This window comes from Lysinibacillus sp. NPDC097868, from assembly GCF_044761135.1.
GTDB lineage: Bacteria > Bacillota > Bacilli > Bacillales_A > Planococcaceae > Lysinibacillus.
The window spans coordinates 2,282,430-2,298,580 of record NZ_JBIWBS010000001.1; the positions used below are offsets into that span (position 1 = coordinate 2,282,430).

The window sequence follows — 16,151 nt, forward strand, 5'->3', positions numbered from 1 at the left end:
TAGTATAGATAGTCCAAATAGAACATAATTATTATTTTGAAAAAAATCCGCAATAGTCAGTGCTGTTTCTTAAAGACTGATTACTGACTAAAAGCGAATTTTTTTCCATACGTTTATCGCATCATCTAAAAGGAAAGATGCTTTTTGATACCGTTGCTAACCTCTTAACGGAAAATATCATTAAACTTCGTTAATATATCAAGCTGCTTTGACTCTGAACCTTTCCAGTTCACATGTAACTGTGGAATTTCATCTAATGCAGCTCGATCTTTTACAGCTATTTCGTTATTACCTGGCAGTAAATATGCATCTGTAACTAGCTTTTGTCCTTCATCTGAAAGTAAGAAATTGACGTATTCTTTTGCACTTTCAACATTTTTAGCATCTTTCATAATACCTACTGCTCGAGGGCTTACAACAGTTCCACTCTTCGGATAAACAATTTCTACTGGCTCCCCACCCGCTTTAGCTTTATAAGCCATATAGTCTACGCCTGAGATTGTTGCATTTTTATCACCTGTAATAACTGCATCTAATGCTTCCTTATTTGCACCATTCACTTGTAGTCCATTGTTTTTCCATAATTGGATTGTATCCCAAGCAGTTTTTTCAGCTTCAGTATAGCCATAAATAAAATCGACAGCAGATCCTGACAAACTAGGATCAGGAATATTCATTTTTCCTTGCCACTCTGGTTTAGCTAAATCTGTCCATTCAGTTGGAATGTCTTTTGTATTTTTCGTATTATAGGCAATGCCTAATGCTGAGGCGCTATAGCCATAGTAATAGCCATCTGCATCTGACCAATCGCTATTCATTTTCGTAGCATTTTCGGCTTCTTTATAGCTAAGTAGCTGATTTGACTCCTTTAGTCCGTCCATTGATGCCACGGAAGCTAATACAACGATATCTGCTACAGGATTATTTTTCTCCGCTTCTAAACGAGATAATATTTTGCCTGTTGTCCCTTGAAACATTTCTACTTTTATGCCCGTTTTCTCTTCAAAAGCTTGTTGTATATTGGCAGCCAACCCATCTGGACCAGCTGAATAAACCGTTAATGTTTGCACTTCTTTCGGCTTTGCGCTTGCTGCATCATTATTGACACTGTCAGCTGATTTATTATTGCCGCACCCCGCTAATGTTAATGCTACAAGAACCCCGGCAGTTGCTAGTAATTTGAAACGTTTTTTCACGTTAAACCCTCCAATTGATATATTTGTTTTGTATCTATAAAAACTTCAAGTTGCTTGCCTTGTTCCAGTGGCACGGTTTCATAAAAGCTCCATGGCTTTCCTTCTACTTGTGCCTGTACTAAATATCGATCTCCAATAAATGTACTTTTCACAATCATCGCTTGTTTCGCAATAGTTCCAGGATATTGTTTTCTCGATACACCCTCTGGACGTACAATACAATTACCTTTATCAAACCAATTGACCTTGCCTATAAAATCCGCTACATAAGGTGTTGCTGGTGCATGATAAATCTCCTCTGGTGACCCAACCTGTGCAATTCTACCTGACTCCATCACAATAATTTGATCTGACATAGTCATTGCTTCCGTTTGATCATGTGTTACAAAAATAGCTTGGCAATCTAGTTCATGGATAATATGCATAATTTCATCCTGCATTTTTTCTCTAAGCACTGCGTCTAATGCTGATAATGGTTCATCAAATAAAATTAACTTTGGATTCGTCGCCAGTGCCCGCGCAAGTGCTACCCGCTGTTGTTGACCACCCGACAATTGTCCGGGCTTGCGATTTTCATATCCCTCCATATTCACCAAACGCATAACATACGCTACCCGTTCTGGTATTTCCGCCTTTGGTACAATTCCTTTTAAACCAAATGCGATGTTCTGGAAAATGGTCATATGTGGCCACAGTGCGAAATCTTGAAAAACCATGGCGATATTGCGTTTATTTGGTTTAACATTTTTGCGAAGTTTAGAAGAATACATGATTTTGTCATCGAATGCAATTTCACCATTTGTTGGTTTCTCAAGACCAGCCAGTATTTTCAGTAATGTCGTTTTCCCACAGCCCGATTGTCCTAATATTGTAATGAACTTACTGTTTAATTCCACATTAATGGGCCATAGCGCTTGCGCATGTCCATATTTTTTCTCTAAATTTGTAATTGAGATTTTCATTGTAGCCTCCTCGTCTATCTCTACTATAGTTTCCAGATATTTAGAAAATATTAACCTACTATTAATATGTCGTTAAAAAAAATCTAATAAACTAAAGTAAATGTAATAGTTTATCGAATTTACTTTAGGAGGCTAAAATGAATTATCTTAAATTACAGGCGTTTTGCTTACTCGTCGATTTTAAAAAATTAGCTCCCGTCGCTAAAGAGCTAGGTATAACACCTCCCACTGTCTCCTTTCATATTCGCTCTATTGAAGAAGAATACGGTGTACGCTTGTTTCGGACAAATGCAGGTGGCTATCGTTTAACTGAGGCGGGAGAAGGGCTTTTTCACTACGCACGCCAAATAGTACAATTACAAAACGACATGGATCGCTTCATTGAAAATCTATTAGCAGGTAACGTTGGTTCCATTCGTTTAGGTGCAAGTGCACTACCTGCCCATATTTTTATGCCTGAAATTATTAACCAAATTTCCACAGCTTATCCAGACATCCGAATTTCCTTAGAAGTAAAAACAGCACCTGAAATTGAAAAAATGGTAGCCTTGCAGGAGCTTGACTGTGGTTTAATAATGGAAACGAAGCAACAAAACCCAACACTTTCCTATGAAACGATTGGCGAAGATTCGCTCGTTTTGGCTTTAAGCCCTAGTCACGAACTTGCAGCAAAAAAGGACATCTCACAATCAGATGTCCTTAAAAACAAAGTATTATTACACACTTCATCTAGTTCAACCAACCATTTTATTGAAAAATGGCTAAACCCATTTCAACCGTCTTTTAATACAATTGAACTCGATTCTGTAAGTACGATTAAAAAAATGCTAACCTTTGGTAAAACAATTGCATTTCTGTCTGTTTCCCTTATTGAAGAAGAATTACAATCAGGCATATTAGTGAAGAAAGATTTACATGATATAGCACTCAAACGGAAAATTCAGCTTATATACCCTCAGTCCAGACTAGACAATAAGATTGATGCATTTGTCAAAAAAGCCATTTACGATTTAGCACGTAAAATCCAGTCATAATACCCTTCATTTTAATCAATCAACTTGACTCACAGATACTAAACATCTGTGAGCTCTTCCTCCCCTGTATGCACAAAATAGCTTCAGAAACGCTTATTACAAACTCCCTCCCTTTTCAACAAATTCGTTAAAAATATTCGGCAATCTGACATAATTTCATAGCATGTATTAATAACATGGATAGAAGACATGTTGATTCCTAATGAAAGGAGGGATAACAACTTGCTTACCGAGTTACTCAATATAGATACGATTCAAATTGTTAACAAAGTAGCTAACTGGCAAGATGCTATACACGTCGCTTCATCGCCATTATTACGGCAAAACAAAATAGAAAAGCGCTATATCCAAGCAATGATACAATCCATCGAACAACACGGCCCATATGTCGTGCTTACACCTAAAGTTGCAATACCACATGCTCGTCCATCTGATGGAGTAAATGAATTATCGATGAGCTTATTAAATTTACAAAGCCCTGTACTATTTGGAGCAGATAAGCCTGTATCACTAATTATCGTTCTAGCAGCTACTGATCATACAACGCATTTACAAGCTCTTGTTGATTTAACACAAGTGTTACAAGAACCTAGTCAAATCGACAATATTATTGGATGCCAGCGTCCAGAATGCATTATTGAGAAAATAAAAAAATATGCTACAAAGGAGCAATTATGATGAAAATTTTAGTCGTTTGCGGAAACGGCTTAGGCAGTAGCTTCATTATGGAACTGAATGTAAAAAAAGCACTACTTGAACTCGGAAAAGAAGCAGAGGTAACTCATACAGATTTAACATCTTCAACGTCAGAGAAGGCAGATATTTATATCGGAGCAGGAGATATTGTAGATCAATTAGATAATGGTGTGAGAAAAATCGTTCGTATCGTCAATATGATGAGTATTCCAGAAATAAAATCAAAGCTTGAACTGTTGCTTTAATTACGTTTTTAAAATTGGATAGGATGAGGTGTTGGTATGTTAGATGTTATGATGAATGACATTTTAGGTACACCAGCAATACTAGTCGGCCTATTTGCTCTTGTCGGCTTACTAATCCAAAAAAAGTCCGCTTCAACTGTTCTTTCAGGTACTTTAAAAACAATTATGGGCTTTGTCATCTTAGGTGCAGGTGCAGCCGTTTTAATTGGTTCTTTAACTCACTTTAGTAAAATGTTTGATCATGCCTTTCAGGTTCAAGGGGTTATCCCAAACAATGAAGCTATTGTAGCTGCGGCGCAAACGACTTTTGGAACATCCACTGCCATGATTATGGTGTTCGGTATGATCATGAACTTATTGCTAGCGCGATTTACGCCTTTAAAATATATTTTTTTAACTGGTCATCATACATTATTTATGGCGTGTTTAATCGCGGCTTCGCTCTCGGTTGGTGGTATGAGTGGCATACCTCTTATTATTACCGGATCAATATTATTAGGTATTTGTATGGTTATTTTCCCTGCCATTTTACAACCTACAGTACGCCAAATCACAGGTAGTGATGATTTTGCAGTTGGACATTTTGGAAGTATCGGCTACTATGTATCTGCTAAAATTGGGCAGCTATTTGGCAACAAAGCTAAAACAACAGAAGCGATACAAGTACCCAAATCACTAGGATTTTTAAGAGATACATCAGTAGCCATTTCCTTAACAATGAGCATATTTTTTATTGTAGTGGCATTATTCGCAGGTCGCTCTTATATTGAAGCACAATTATCCGGTGGATCAAATTTCATCGTTTTTGCAATTATTCAAGCGATTACCTTTGCTGCTGGAGTTTATATTATCCTTGCAGGCGTGCGCATGCTAATTGCTGAAATTATTCCGGCATTTAAAGGAATTGCCGATAAACTCGTGCCAAATGCTAAGCCTGCATTAGATTGCCCGACGATTTTCCCATTTGCACCTAATGCAGTTATCATCGGCTTTCTCTTCAGTTTCTTAGCAGGTTTATTATCTATGTTTGCACTACCTCTAATTGGGCTAAAAGTCATTATACCAGGCCTTGTGCCTCACTTCTTCACTGGTGCAGCCGCAGGCGTTTTCGGAAATGCAACAGGTGGTCGAATCGGCTCGATGGCAGGTGCCTTTGCCAATGGTTTAATCATCAGCTTCATCCCTGCTATCCTACTTATTTTCATGGGTGACATCGGCTATGAAGGAACAACATTTGGTGATTCTGACTTTGGCATTGTAGGCATTGTCATTATCAATATTTTAAAATTATTTGGTGCAGTGTAATAGTACCTCTCTATACAAGAAGCCTCGTTCTAAATATAAGAACGAGGCTTCTTTAAATATTAAATTGTCAGAATTATTTGCGTGCCTGACACTTCAAAACAGAAAACATTCGAATCATCACTATGAAAAATACGATTACTGACAATTCGAGCGGGCTGTCCCACCCTACCCATATACAGAGTGCACATACAATTGTTAGTACTGCATGAATTTCTTCTCTTAACGCAAGTGGGGTTCTCCCGGCTAACAAATCTCGAATCATGCCACCGCCAACACCCGTAAACATCGACGCAATAATAATGATGCCCAGGTCGTGCTGTAAGCTTTTCGCTAACAATCCGCCCTGTATTGCAAAAGAAGCTAGGCCAATTGAATCAAAGAAATAGCCCCAGCGGTTCCAGTGATGAATCCAATTCTTTTTAACAAATAAAATAGTCGTCAGCGTAGCTAAAACAACGAGTAAAGAATGCCGATCCCATATATCTGATACAGGTATATCCAGTACAACGTTACGGATAATGGAACCACCATAAGACGTAGTAAGACCGAGCACAAATATACCAATAAAAGAATATTTGGCCTGTATCGCAACAAATGCTCCACTTATGGCGTATGCGATCATGCCAATGATGTGTAATACTGTCCATGTCACATGATCCAACCTCCTTTTTTATATACAAAAAAGCCCGCCCATAAAATAGTTGCGCATTAACAACGCAAGCTATTTTATGGCGGGCTAATATCATAGCAGTAATACCTACTAATTTATCCATCTCACCATATATCGTGAAAAATTTTATAGAGGCTGTGCAATATCCAATTGACACAACGACCATTAAATTTCCTAGTTAAAATTGTAATTGATTTTTATCATAAACTCAATATTAAATTTTATGATAGCGTTTCATACATGACTTGCCCCATTTGAGAAACGTCATAATCTCCTAATGCAGCCACTTCACATTGGAAATCAGGTGCATTTAAAATCTCCTTCACCGCATCCATTAGTGGTCGATTTTCAGGCGTTTTTAATAACACAATATCATAACGCTCTTTAACAACTGGAATAAAATCGACATCAATGAGCTTGGCAATTTTTTCAATTCCTATCCCTACATCTGCATGTCCATTGGCGACAGCAGAAGCAACATCAAGATGGCTCATTTCTTCACGGGAATAGCCTTCAATAGTGGACGGTACAATATTATGAATACGCAATTGCTCATCTAACAAAGTGCGAGCACCTGAGCCTTTCTCACGGTTGATGAATGTAAATGACTTTGTTTGAAAATCTTCAAATGTGCGGATTTGCAATGGATTCCCTTTTTGAACATAGAAACCTGCTCTACGAGATACAACATTAATGAGGACAAACGGATGGCTCACAAAGATTTTCTTTACATAAGGCGTATTATAATCTCCAGTATCCCCATCAAACATATGTAAGCTCGCAATATTATAGTCTCCATGATACAACGCCATCACACCATTAAAACTACCTTCATGTGAACGCAATACTTTCGTAGACTGCCTTTTCTCAATATATTTTGCTAAAATATCTAATACTAAATCTTGTCCACTAATAATAATTTTCGAATAATTTTTAGTCGGAGTGGCTACAGATGTCAGTGGCGCACTTCCTGTTTTTCGTTTTTGTATATAGGCTTGCAAGTCAGCACGATCTACTCGCATTTGCCGTCCTACACGGAAGACCGGCAATTCTCCTTTTTTCACTAAATCATAAATCGTCAATTTCGAAACTTTTAATAATTGTGCAACCTCTTCAATCGTATAGGATTGTTCTTGTGACATGAAATTTCTCCTCCTATATGCCTCTATTTACATGGTAACGTATTTATAGCTTGATGAACATCTTGAAATTTTCTACCAATACTATCTTTCTTTTTCACTTATAACTGTTTATAATTTGTTATGTCTTGTTATAACGAGTTATAAAAGGAGTATTATCATAGTGAAAAAATTTTATAGTTTATTTGCGACACTAGCATTACTAGTTGGGCTACTTGCAGCCTGTGGTAACCAAGAAAAAGAGGTGACAGCAAACGAACCCGTTGAATTAACGATTTCTGCGGCAGCTAGTTTACAGGATGCCTTAGAAGAACTTAAAGCAACTTATGAAAAACAACACGATACAATCAAAATCCTCTATAACTTTGGTGGTTCTGGTACATTACAGCAACAAATTTTACAGGGTGCTCCTGCAGATCTTTTCTTTTCGGCCGCGGAAGATAAATTCGATGCCCTTGTAGAAAAAGAAATGATTGATCAAAAGCTGGGAACGGATCTTTTAGCCAATGAATTAGTATTAATCGTTCCTAAAAATAATGAAAAACATATCAAATCCTTTGAAGATTTACAACAAGCAGGAAAAATCGCGCTTGGTACACCCGAAACGGTTCCTGCTGGGCAGTATGGCGTCGACACATTACAAAATCTGCAACTTTGGGATTCACTTGAATCGAAAGTGGTGTATACAAAGGATGTCCGTCAAGTACTTACTTACACAGAAACAGAAAACGTAGATGCTGGAATGGTCTATAAAACAGATGCCCTTGTCTCCGATAAAGTTGATATCGTTGCGACTGCTGATGATGCTATGCATGCACCGATTATTTATCCTGTAGGCGTCTTAAAAGCTAGTAAGCATACTCAACAAGCGGAAGATTTTTATCAATTTTTACAAAGTGACGAAGCAATGAATATTTTTAAAAAGTATGGGTTTAAAGGAGCTCACTAAAAATGAGTACCGATTTTTGGTCTCCACTTAAACTTTCAATTGAAATTGCCTTTGTTGCAGGGATTCTCGCTATTATAGCAGGGATTTTAATGGGCAAATGGATGGCAACCCATCATTTTAAAGGGAAGCTATTGCTAGAAACCGTGTTGCTCTTACCTTTAGTATTACCTCCTACTGTAGTAGGTTTCCTGCTCATCGTTATTTTTGGGAAAAACAGTTTTTTTGGAAATCTAATCGTGTGGCTTTTCGATCAGCCAGTCATGTTCACATGGTGGGCGGCCGTGATCGCTTCTACGATTGTTGCCTTTCCTTTAATGTATCAATCAGCTAAAACGGGCTTTGCCTCTGTTGACCGTGATATTGAAAATGCAGCACGTGTAGATGGGGCTAATGAATGGCAAGTCTTTCTTTATGTGTCCACACCCCTTGCTTTAAAAGCACTTGTATCTGGCGGGATTTTAAGCTTCACACGAGCTTTAGGCGAGTTTGGAGCGACATTAATGTTTGCAGGGAATATTCCAGGGAAAACACAAACAACACCGCTAGCTATTTATATGGCAATTGATTCTGGAAACATGACCCTTGCCTGGACATGGGTTTTGTGTATGATTGCTATTTCTTTTCTTTTGCTTCTTAGTATCCATATCCTAAAAGTATAAGAGAAAAAGTGTTAGATTGACCGCGATCAATCTAACACTTTTTTTGCTGTGCCGTTGTTGTCCGCTACGGCGGATGCTTTCCTCACTCTGCACACCGTAGGACGCAACCCTCGCTTGCTCGCGGAGTGCCCGCGTCTTATGGTCTGTGCGGAACTGCATGGCTTCTTTCATGTTACATAGCGAAAGCTACTAACACCTTTAAAATTTTAACGTTTTATCCCGCTCTCTTGTCTTCATCCCCCACTGATAGGTGGGATAAAGGCGATTGTGTCACCCGATTTGACAATTGTAGTATCCGTTGCAAATTCCTCATTTACTGCCGTCATGATTTGTTGTAATGATAGCTGTGGATAGTGCTCTTCCATCCACTCTTTTAAGTGAGCAACCGTCACATCTGATAGCTCTACAGTTAGCTTTGATTCACCAACCATTTCCTGTAGGTGTGCAAATAATAAGATGTTAATCACACTTTTCCTCCTCCTGAATAACTGGTTCCCCTTGCGGATAAGGGATATTTTCTAATTGATCACCAATCCATTCCGTCCCGTCTTCCCAATGTTCCTTTTTCCATATAGGAACAATTTGTTTAATACGGTCAATCGCATATTCATTTGCCAAATATGCGATTTTACGATGTGGTGATGACACTGCAATTACGACAGCAATATCAGAAATAGCTAAATGACCTACACGATGGGTAATTGCTATTTTTGCTTCTGGCCACTGCTCTTGTATTTCCTTCTCAATCTGTTCAAACATTTTTATCGCCATCGCAGGATAGGCTTGATATTCCAAATGCAATGTTTTTTTACCATTTGTCATTTCACGCACGGTACCAATGAATAGTGTAATAGCTCCAGCATTTCGATTAAGTACTTTTTGTCTTACTTGCTCCACATCAATCGGTTTATCAATAATTTCAAACAACGCTGCTGTCATCGTTTTCCCTCATTTCTTTCAACAAAAATTCCATATATTGTGTTTCATCATGAATCGAATACGCCGGGATCGTTAAGGACGAATCGAGTGGATAGCTTGGCCAATAAATGACACAAATAATATTGGTTACTTGCTGTAGTAGCACTTGATCCTGTGCTGTTCTTAGAAGCACAGCCTTCGGATAATGTTCGTTTTTATACCCTTCAATCAGAATGATATCCATTGGAAAGGAAGCATAAATCGCTAGTATTTCAGCCAGTTGCCAGCTCTTGTGGTGAATACTCATCCGTAAAGTACCCTCACCCTCTACTGCTGTAATCATCGCACCTGCCTGCTCATGCCTACTGCTATCTTTCGAAGTGTCGATCATTGGCACACCACCATGTCCGTGATGCTTAATAGTTCCTACTCGTAGCCCTTCCTTTGTAGCCTGCTTAATTAATTGCTCCATCAGCGTCGTCTTTCCACTATCTTGATAGCCAACTATCTGTAAGATTTTTCGATGTTGTCCCAAGGCCACTCACTTCCTTGCAAATCTTCTAACAATAAGACTGCTACTGACATGTCCTTTTCATAGCCTCGTGAACCACCAGGTAAGACGATGAAAGCGTTGGCTGACGCCAACGAAGAAACTGCGCTCGATTTATCAAAGCCAGATGGCACTGCAACTAGCTTACCTTCTTCATAATAGGCTTGTGCGCGCACAAAACGTGTAAAGGGATTTGGCTTTGTAAAATCCGCTCCTAAAATCGCTTGCACTCTACGTAAATGGGGTTGAGCATTACTATATGCAGTGCGAATAATCGGGCGTACAAAAAGCTCAAAGCCAACGTAGCAGGCTGAAGGATTACCAGAAAGCCCAAACAATAATTTGTCCTCACGAGCAGCTACCGTTGTCACACTACCTGGACGCATCGCTACTTTATTAAACAATACGTTGGCATGAATCGCCCCGTAAATGGCTGGTAAATAATCATAATCACCTACAGAAACGCCTCCCGTTGTAATTAAAATATCTACTTCCTGTAAGGCTTTTTCAACGTTTTTAATACATAACTCAAGATCATCGCTAAACTTGCCGTAATATTTTACTTGTGCTCCAGCCCGTTCAATTTGCGCCATCATCATATAGGCATTACTATTTCGAATTTTGCCTGGCTGTAAAGATTCGCCTGGTTCTAGTAATTCGCTACCAGTTGCAATGACACCAATAACCGTTTTACGATAAACAGGTACTTGGTCATAGCCAAAAGTAGCGAGTAATGCCATCACACCTGGGTTAATATATTGACCTTTTTCAATGAGAATAGTGCCTTGCTGTACATCTTCACCTTTATAGGAAATGTTTGTCCCTGCTTCAAAGGATCGTTTAATCGACATATACTTTTGATGATTTTCTTCAAAGGTATGGGTTAATTCTAGCATGACCACTGCATCACACCCTTGTGGTATAGGGGCCCCCGTCATAATGCGGACAGCTTGTAATTCGCCTACTACTTCGTTATAGACATAGCCTGCGCCAATTTCCCCAACGACCTGAAATTGAACTGGATGCTGCGAAGAGGCTTCTTTACTATCGACGGAACGAATGGCATAGCCATCATATGGTGAACGATCAAAAGCTGGTACATCATGATCGGCCCTAATAGATTCGGCTATAAAGCGGCCATGTGCTTGTGATAACGACACAAGCTCTTTTTTTGCTTGAAAAGCATAGTCCATTACACGATGAACGGCTTCTGCTACTGGAATTGGTTGTCTTTTTTCTAGCATCACACACACTCCTTTAACCTAATAAACGATAGTAAATGGTTTTAGCTTTTTGTATATCTTGTACACCATGAATCACAACTCGTCCATCTTGGAAAATGACGATTCGGTAATCGTCAGACTGGCAAGAAAGCAAATAAGGATTCATCTGAATTTCACCATAGGAACGAAGTTGATTTGCCAGCTGCTCGAATTGATAGTGTATCGGCTTTGGCGGTCGAATTTGTATCGCATCTCGCCCACAAAGTATCTGTAATTTAGTTTGATTTTCATAGGATAAATAAGGATATGTTGGATGATTGCCACAAGATGGACAATCAGCCTGCCTTATTTTATCTACATTGATTTCATAGTGTTGATTTTGCCACACATCAAACGTTAAGTAGCTTTTTCTTAATGCTTTCTCATCACCAACAAGCAATTTTAAAACTTCTGCCACTTGATAGGCAGCAACGATTTGGACCGTTGGGCTAATAATTCCTACCGTATCGCAAGTCATCCCAGTATGGGGCATCACTTTTAATAAACAATGCAAACAAGGTGTTTTGCCTGGTACAATCGTATAGGTCGCACCATAACTTCCAACACAAGAGCCGTACACCCAAGGAATGCGATACTTTTGAGCAAGGTCATTCATTAAAAAACGAACATCAAAATTATCGGTCGCATCGACCAACACATCTACATCTTTTAACAATGGTAGCAACGACTCTGTACAAGCATCCATAATGGCGACATTGATTTCTACCTCTGCGTTAATTTGTTGGAGACGATTTTTAGCTGCAATGACTTTCGGCATTTTCTCTTGTGCATCTAGCTCTGTATACAATTGTTGTCTTTGTAAATTACTCCACTCTACATAATCACGGTCAATAAGTGTTAGCTTGCCAATACCCGCACGCACAAGCGCTTCAGCACTAGCACTCCCCAATGCACCCGCACCTACTATCAAGACATGTTTTTGTTGAATGGACGCTTGCCCTGTTTGTCCGATTGGATTAAATAATTGTTGTCTAGAATATCTATTTTGCATAAGTATGTGGCCTTTCTTTCTATGATTTTTCGTTTGACCTTTTCATTTATAGCATTATAATAAAGGCAATGTTTTTAAGTAAAACACGTTCGAAGGAGGTCTTTACTGTGCATCCCACACATCATCAGCAACCAATACACGTTGCTATTTTAACGGTCAGTGACACACGCACAAAGGCAGATGATCATGCTGGACAGCGTATTCAAACATTACTTCAAGAAGCTACATTTGACATTGTGGACTATCAACTAACAAAGGATGAGCCATTGGATATCGCTAGCCATGTAAAAAAATGGTGCAGTGATCCAACAATTAATACCATTATCGTCACGGGTGGAACAGGTTTTACACCAAGAGACCAAACTTACGACACCATTTTGCCTCTTTTTGAAAAAGAAATGATGGGGTTTGGTGAATTATTTCGAACACTCAGCTATGAAGAAATTGGCCCAAGAGCGATGTTTAGTCGTGCCACTGCTGGGAGTCTTCAACAAACAGCCATTTACGTTTTACCAGGTTCCACAAATGCCGTGACACTGGCTATGACGAAGCTCATATTACCTACTGTCAAACATTTTGTTGGTGAGTTGAATCGCTTATGAAAATGAAAATTGCTGGTATTGTATTAGCTGGCGGTCAATCCTCTCGGTATGGTAAACCTAAAATGTTTGAGATGTTTGCTGGGCAACCTTTATATAAGCATAGTCTCATAGCGTTGCAAAAAAATCAGCTATCCCCTCTCATCATTGCTACAAATGCGCACTTACAATATCAGTTTGAACAGGAAAACGTCCACTGGGTCATCGAAAAGCAACTACATCAAGGACCCCTTTTTGCCTTGCATCATATTATGACAGCCTATCCTGATGTGGAATGGTTTTTTGTCGTAGCAAGCGATATGCCTTATATGAATGCTGATTTTATCGAAAAAATGGTCACTCACATTAATGACGATTATGATGCGATTGTTCCATTGCAAGCGCTACGCGATCAACCATTAGCTGCATTATATCGCCGCACAGCTTTATCCAAGGCACAACAATTAACGGAACAAAACAAACGGAGTATGAAAGTGCTGTTAGCGCAACTACGAGTTTGTTATGTCCCTTTTGATAATGATAACCCAACATTTATCAATATTAATGCACAGCAAGATTGGTCAAAAACAAATAAAAAGGAGTCTAACAATGAATAATTTTACACACTGGAACGACGAAGGTCGTCCTAAAATGGTTGATATTTCAGAAAAGGAAATCACGACACGTACTGCAATTGCTCGTAGTATTATAACTTTATCTGATGTTGTTTATGAAGCCATCCAACAAGGTGACATTAAAAAAGGTGATCCAACGCAAGTTGCTCAAATTGCAGGGATTATGGGTGCAAAAAAAACCGCAGATATCATTCCCATGTGCCATCCCATCATGCTACAAGGCACAGATTTTCAATTTAACTACGAAAAGACAGAGAATGGCTATGAGCTCCATATCCAAGCTACGGTCAAATGTAGTGGCAAAACTGGTGTTGAAATGGAAGCCCTCACTGCTGTATCTATTGCTGCATTAACTTTTTATGATATGTGTAAAGCGGTTGATAAAACAATGGTCATTAAAGAAACCTATCTTGTTGAAAAAACTGGTGGGAAAAGTGGTACTTTTGTGCATAAATAAACAGAAAAATTCGGCATCATTTTGCCGATTTTTTCTGTTTTTATCCTCTACCCTCCAATATGAGACATTTCTATTTTTGTATTTTTCCTTTTTGCCATCGTATGTTCATTACGTTCATCTGAATAACGATCATCTCTTGTTTCCCATACCTTTGTAATACATTTTATGATGGCGGCATCATCTTGCCCTGATCGTAATAGCTCTCTTAAATCCGTACCTTCTGTTGCAAATAAACAAGTGTATAATGTTCCTTCTGCCGAGAGACGAGCACGTGAGCAACTGGAACAAAAAGAATCCGTAACAGACGAAATCACGCCAATCTCACCTTGTGCGTCCTGATATTGATAACGTGTTGCCACTTCCCCTTTGTAATTTGGAGCTGCTGGCTGTAACGGTGAAAATTGATGAATTTGCTCAATAATGTCCTTTTTGGACACAACATCATCTAAGCGCCAACCATTTGAATTTCCTACATCCATATATTCAATAAAGCGTAAAATATGCTGTTTCTCTTTAAAAAATCGTGCCATTGTTACGATATCTTGATCATTCTTTCCTTTTTGCACAACCATATTAATTTTCACTTGTAAACCCGCTTCTGCAGCCTTTTCAATTCCTTCTAACACGGTTAATACTTTGCCACGATGACCATTCATCTCAGAAAAACGCTCATCATCAAGTGAATCGAGACTAATTGAAACGCGAGATAAGCCAGCTTGTGCCAATGGTTGGGCAAATTTTTTTAATAAAGAACCATTTGTAGTTAATGCAATATCTTCTACGCCTTCTATGCGGTGAATGCGCGCAATTAATTCAGGCAAATCACGACGAAGTAATGGCTCTCCGCCTGTAATCCGCACCTTTTTCACATTTAAAGAAACAAAGATTTTTACTAATCGTTCAATCTCATCAAAAGTTAATATTTTATTAGACGGTAAAAATGCGTAATCTGGACCAAATACTTCAGCTGGCATACAATAGCGACAACGAAAATTACAGCGATCTGTTACGGATATTCTTAAATCTCTTAAAGGTCTATTTAATTGGTCTTGTAGATCCGGCATTTAATCTCCTTCTTTCAGTGCATTCTGAGCAGGTAATAGGATGCGTTTTGGATGTGTATAAATATTCAGAGTATGTTGTCGGATAAATCCTACCGTCGTAATGCCAAGTTGCTCTGCTAATTGCAATGCTAATTCAGTTGGTGCTGATTTAGATAGCACAATTTCACAGCCTATTTTGGAGACTTTTAGTAAAATTTCCGACGATATACGTCCGCTAAAGACGATGATTTTATCTTGCATACTGATGTTTTTACGCAGGCAATAGCCGTAAATTTTATCTAAGGCGTTATGACGTCCTATATCCATGCGACTTAAGACAATGCCATTGACATTACATAGTGCGGCATTATGCACACCACCCGTTTTCTTAAAAATGTTTGCACCATCCTGCATCTCATGCATTAAACGGAAGCAATCCTCAGTCGTCATTTGCACATGAACATCTTCCATTTTTTTCGCTACTAATGCATCATTGGTAAAAACAAATCCTTGCCGACTCATGCCACAACAAGAGGTAATATAACGTTTATTTTGCGTCTGTTGGTAATAGGGATTGAGATGTTTTGTTTTAATATGCACAAAGCCCTCTTTCTCTTGATGCCAGATTTCCTCAATATCCTCAAAGCTACGTATCACTCGTTCAGAAGCTAAGTAGCCGATGACCATATCTTCCACGTACTCTGGTGTACAAACCATCGTAACAAACTCTTGCTGATTAATTTTTACAGTCACAGCATATTCTGAGACGATTAAATCATCTATTTCTTTTACTTGCTGGCCTTCTACGCGCGTAATTTTTCTTGTTATTGCTCGGTCCATA

At 38.8% G+C, this 16,151-nt stretch carries 20 protein-coding genes; 9 read left to right on the forward strand and 11 right to left on the reverse strand.

Features of this window, described 5'->3' with window-relative positions; all coding sequences use genetic code 11:
* Window positions 1–164: 164 nt before the first annotated feature.
* Entirely contained in the window at window positions 165–1,196 is a 1,032-nt protein-coding gene (locus ACIQXJ_RS11305) for an extracellular solute-binding protein (RefSeq protein ID WP_403053421.1), read from the reverse strand.
* Window positions 1,193–2,158 (reverse strand): ABC transporter ATP-binding protein, encoded by a 966-nt coding sequence (locus tag ACIQXJ_RS11310; RefSeq protein WP_403053424.1) that lies wholly within the window; start codon window positions 2,156–2,158, stop codon window positions 1,193–1,195. The genes ACIQXJ_RS11305 and ACIQXJ_RS11310 overlap by 4 nt, the downstream gene beginning before the upstream one ends.
* A 137-nt stretch (window positions 2,159–2,295) precedes the next feature.
* Here ACIQXJ_RS11310 and ACIQXJ_RS11315 point away from each other — a divergent pair, with 137 nt between their 5' ends.
* The 4 genes from ACIQXJ_RS11315 (at window position 2,296) to ACIQXJ_RS11330 (ending at window position 5,438) form a co-directional block, all read left to right on the forward strand.
* On the forward strand, window positions 2,296–3,192 hold the full coding sequence (locus tag ACIQXJ_RS11315) for a LysR family transcriptional regulator (RefSeq protein ID WP_403053427.1): 897 nt from the start codon (window positions 2,296–2,298) through the stop codon (window positions 3,190–3,192).
* A gap of 222 nt (window positions 3,193–3,414) precedes the next feature.
* The gene (locus ACIQXJ_RS11320; protein ID WP_403053430.1) at window positions 3,415–3,870 is read left to right on the forward strand and encodes a PTS sugar transporter subunit IIA; all 456 of its coding nucleotides are present in this window, start codon (window positions 3,415–3,417) and stop codon (window positions 3,868–3,870) included.
* Window positions 3,870–4,133 (forward strand): PTS sugar transporter subunit IIB, encoded by a 264-nt coding sequence (locus tag ACIQXJ_RS11325; RefSeq protein WP_403054896.1) that lies wholly within the window; start codon window positions 3,870–3,872, stop codon window positions 4,131–4,133. Before ACIQXJ_RS11320 ends, ACIQXJ_RS11325 begins: the two co-directional genes overlap by 1 nt.
* 36 nt (window positions 4,134–4,169) lie before the next feature.
* Complete coding sequence (locus ACIQXJ_RS11330) at window positions 4,170–5,438, forward strand: PTS ascorbate transporter subunit IIC (protein WP_340825323.1); 1,269 nt, start codon at window positions 4,170–4,172, stop codon at window positions 5,436–5,438.
* 73 nt (window positions 5,439–5,511) lie between these two features.
* Here the strand turns inward: ACIQXJ_RS11330 and ACIQXJ_RS11335 are convergent, their stop codons facing one another.
* Window positions 5,512–6,090, reverse strand: a complete 579-nt coding sequence (locus ACIQXJ_RS11335; RefSeq protein WP_403053433.1) for a trimeric intracellular cation channel family protein — start codon at window positions 6,088–6,090, stop codon at window positions 5,512–5,514.
* 239 nt (window positions 6,091–6,329) lie between these two features.
* Complete coding sequence (locus tag ACIQXJ_RS11340; RefSeq protein WP_403053436.1) at window positions 6,330–7,250, reverse strand: substrate-binding domain-containing protein; 921 nt, start codon at window positions 7,248–7,250, stop codon at window positions 6,330–6,332.
* A 160-nt stretch (window positions 7,251–7,410) separates the two neighbouring features.
* Here ACIQXJ_RS11340 and modA point away from each other — a divergent pair, with 160 nt between their 5' ends.
* Window positions 7,411–8,196 (forward strand): molybdate ABC transporter substrate-binding protein, encoded by a 786-nt coding sequence (gene modA / locus ACIQXJ_RS11345; protein ID WP_403053439.1) that lies wholly within the window; start codon window positions 7,411–7,413, stop codon window positions 8,194–8,196.
* A gap of 2 nt (window positions 8,197–8,198) precedes the next feature.
* Window positions 8,199–8,855 carry a molybdate ABC transporter permease subunit gene (modB, locus tag ACIQXJ_RS11350; protein WP_403053442.1) on the forward strand — a complete coding sequence of 219 codons (657 nt, stop codon included), beginning with the start codon at window positions 8,199–8,201 and terminating at the stop codon, window positions 8,853–8,855.
* Window positions 8,856–9,088: 233 nt separating this feature from the next.
* On the opposite strand, the gene moaD is transcribed toward modB, so the two are convergent.
* The 5 genes from moaD to ACIQXJ_RS11375 are packed head-to-tail and all read right to left on the reverse strand — an operon-like array spanning window position 9,089 to window position 12,597.
* Window positions 9,089–9,322, reverse strand: coding sequence for a molybdopterin converting factor subunit 1 (gene moaD, locus ACIQXJ_RS11355; RefSeq protein WP_401018811.1), 234 nt, complete (start codon window positions 9,320–9,322; stop codon window positions 9,089–9,091).
* Complete coding sequence (locus ACIQXJ_RS11360; RefSeq protein ID WP_403053445.1) at window positions 9,315–9,794, reverse strand: molybdenum cofactor biosynthesis protein MoaE; 480 nt, start codon at window positions 9,792–9,794, stop codon at window positions 9,315–9,317. The genes moaD and ACIQXJ_RS11360 overlap by 8 nt, the downstream gene beginning before the upstream one ends.
* A complete protein-coding gene (gene mobB, locus ACIQXJ_RS11365; protein ID WP_403053448.1) occupies window positions 9,775–10,308 on the reverse strand; it encodes a molybdopterin-guanine dinucleotide biosynthesis protein B in 534 nt (177 codons plus the stop codon). The genes ACIQXJ_RS11360 and mobB overlap by 20 nt, the downstream gene beginning before the upstream one ends.
* A complete protein-coding gene (locus tag ACIQXJ_RS11370) occupies window positions 10,278–11,567 on the reverse strand; it encodes a molybdopterin molybdotransferase MoeA (protein WP_403053451.1) in 1,290 nt (429 codons plus the stop codon). Before ACIQXJ_RS11370 ends, mobB begins: the two co-directional genes overlap by 31 nt.
* Before the next feature lie 13 nt (window positions 11,568–11,580).
* Window positions 11,581–12,597, reverse strand: coding sequence for a thiazole biosynthesis adenylyltransferase ThiF (locus tag ACIQXJ_RS11375; protein ID WP_403053454.1), 1,017 nt, complete (start codon window positions 12,595–12,597; stop codon window positions 11,581–11,583).
* A gap of 107 nt (window positions 12,598–12,704) precedes the next feature.
* On the opposite strand from ACIQXJ_RS11375, the gene ACIQXJ_RS11380 reads away from it, so the two are divergent.
* From ACIQXJ_RS11380 to moaC, 3 genes are read left to right on the forward strand one after another with little or no spacing between them, the layout of a single operon-like run.
* Complete coding sequence (locus tag ACIQXJ_RS11380; RefSeq protein WP_403053457.1) at window positions 12,705–13,199, forward strand: MogA/MoaB family molybdenum cofactor biosynthesis protein; 495 nt, start codon at window positions 12,705–12,707, stop codon at window positions 13,197–13,199.
* The gene (mobA, locus tag ACIQXJ_RS11385) at window positions 13,196–13,792 is read left to right on the forward strand and encodes a molybdenum cofactor guanylyltransferase (protein ID WP_403053460.1); all 597 of its coding nucleotides are present in this window, start codon (window positions 13,196–13,198) and stop codon (window positions 13,790–13,792) included. The genes ACIQXJ_RS11380 and mobA overlap by 4 nt, the downstream gene beginning before the upstream one ends.
* Window positions 13,785–14,267 (forward strand): cyclic pyranopterin monophosphate synthase MoaC, encoded by a 483-nt coding sequence (gene moaC / locus ACIQXJ_RS11390; RefSeq protein WP_401008467.1) that lies wholly within the window; start codon window positions 13,785–13,787, stop codon window positions 14,265–14,267. The genes mobA and moaC overlap by 8 nt, the downstream gene beginning before the upstream one ends.
* Before the next feature lie 47 nt (window positions 14,268–14,314).
* Here moaC and moaA read toward each other — a convergent pair whose 3' ends face one another.
* Window positions 14,315–15,331, reverse strand: a complete 1,017-nt coding sequence (moaA, locus tag ACIQXJ_RS11395) for a GTP 3',8-cyclase MoaA (protein ID WP_403053463.1) — start codon at window positions 15,329–15,331, stop codon at window positions 14,315–14,317.
* Window positions 15,332–16,150 carry a formate dehydrogenase accessory sulfurtransferase FdhD gene (gene fdhD, locus ACIQXJ_RS11400; RefSeq protein ID WP_403053466.1) on the reverse strand — a complete coding sequence of 273 codons (819 nt, stop codon included), beginning with the start codon at window positions 16,148–16,150 and terminating at the stop codon, window positions 15,332–15,334. It lies immediately after the preceding gene.
* Window position 16,151: the final 1 nt, after the last annotated feature.

What these genes read in the sequence shown, in the direction of transcription:
- ACIQXJ_RS11310 (WP_403053424.1), bottom strand. Translation starts at nt 2,158, where the DNA reads ATGAAAATCTCAATTACAAATTTAGAGAAAAAATATGGACATGCGCAA.
- ACIQXJ_RS11315 (WP_403053427.1), top strand. Translation starts at nt 2,296, where the DNA reads ATGAATTATCTTAAATTACAGGCGTTTTGCTTACTCGTCGATTTTAAA.
- ACIQXJ_RS11325 (WP_403054896.1), top strand. Translation starts at nt 3,870, where the DNA reads ATGAAAATTTTAGTCGTTTGCGGAAACGGCTTAGGCAGTAGCTTCATT.
- ACIQXJ_RS11330 (WP_340825323.1), top strand. Translation starts at nt 4,170, where the DNA reads ATGTTAGATGTTATGATGAATGACATTTTAGGTACACCAGCAATACTA.
- ACIQXJ_RS11340 (WP_403053436.1), bottom strand. Translation starts at nt 7,250, where the DNA reads ATGTCACAAGAACAATCCTATACGATTGAAGAGGTTGCACAATTATTA.
- modB (WP_403053442.1), top strand. Translation starts at nt 8,199, where the DNA reads ATGAGTACCGATTTTTGGTCTCCACTTAAACTTTCAATTGAAATTGCC.
- ACIQXJ_RS11360 (WP_403053445.1), bottom strand. Translation starts at nt 9,794, where the DNA reads ATGACAGCAGCGTTGTTTGAAATTATTGATAAACCGATTGATGTGGAG.
- ACIQXJ_RS11370 (WP_403053451.1), bottom strand. Translation starts at nt 11,567, where the DNA reads ATGCTAGAAAAAAGACAACCAATTCCAGTAGCAGAAGCCGTTCATCGT.
- ACIQXJ_RS11375 (WP_403053454.1), bottom strand. Translation starts at nt 12,597, where the DNA reads ATGCAAAATAGATATTCTAGACAACAATTATTTAATCCAATCGGACAA.
- mobA (WP_403053460.1), top strand. Translation starts at nt 13,196, where the DNA reads ATGAAAATGAAAATTGCTGGTATTGTATTAGCTGGCGGTCAATCCTCT.
- moaC (WP_401008467.1), top strand. Translation starts at nt 13,785, where the DNA reads ATGAATAATTTTACACACTGGAACGACGAAGGTCGTCCTAAAATGGTT.
- moaA (WP_403053463.1), bottom strand. Translation starts at nt 15,331, where the DNA reads ATGCCGGATCTACAAGACCAATTAAATAGACCTTTAAGAGATTTAAGA.
- fdhD (WP_403053466.1), bottom strand. Translation starts at nt 16,150, where the DNA reads ATGGACCGAGCAATAACAAGAAAAATTACGCGCGTAGAAGGCCAGCAA.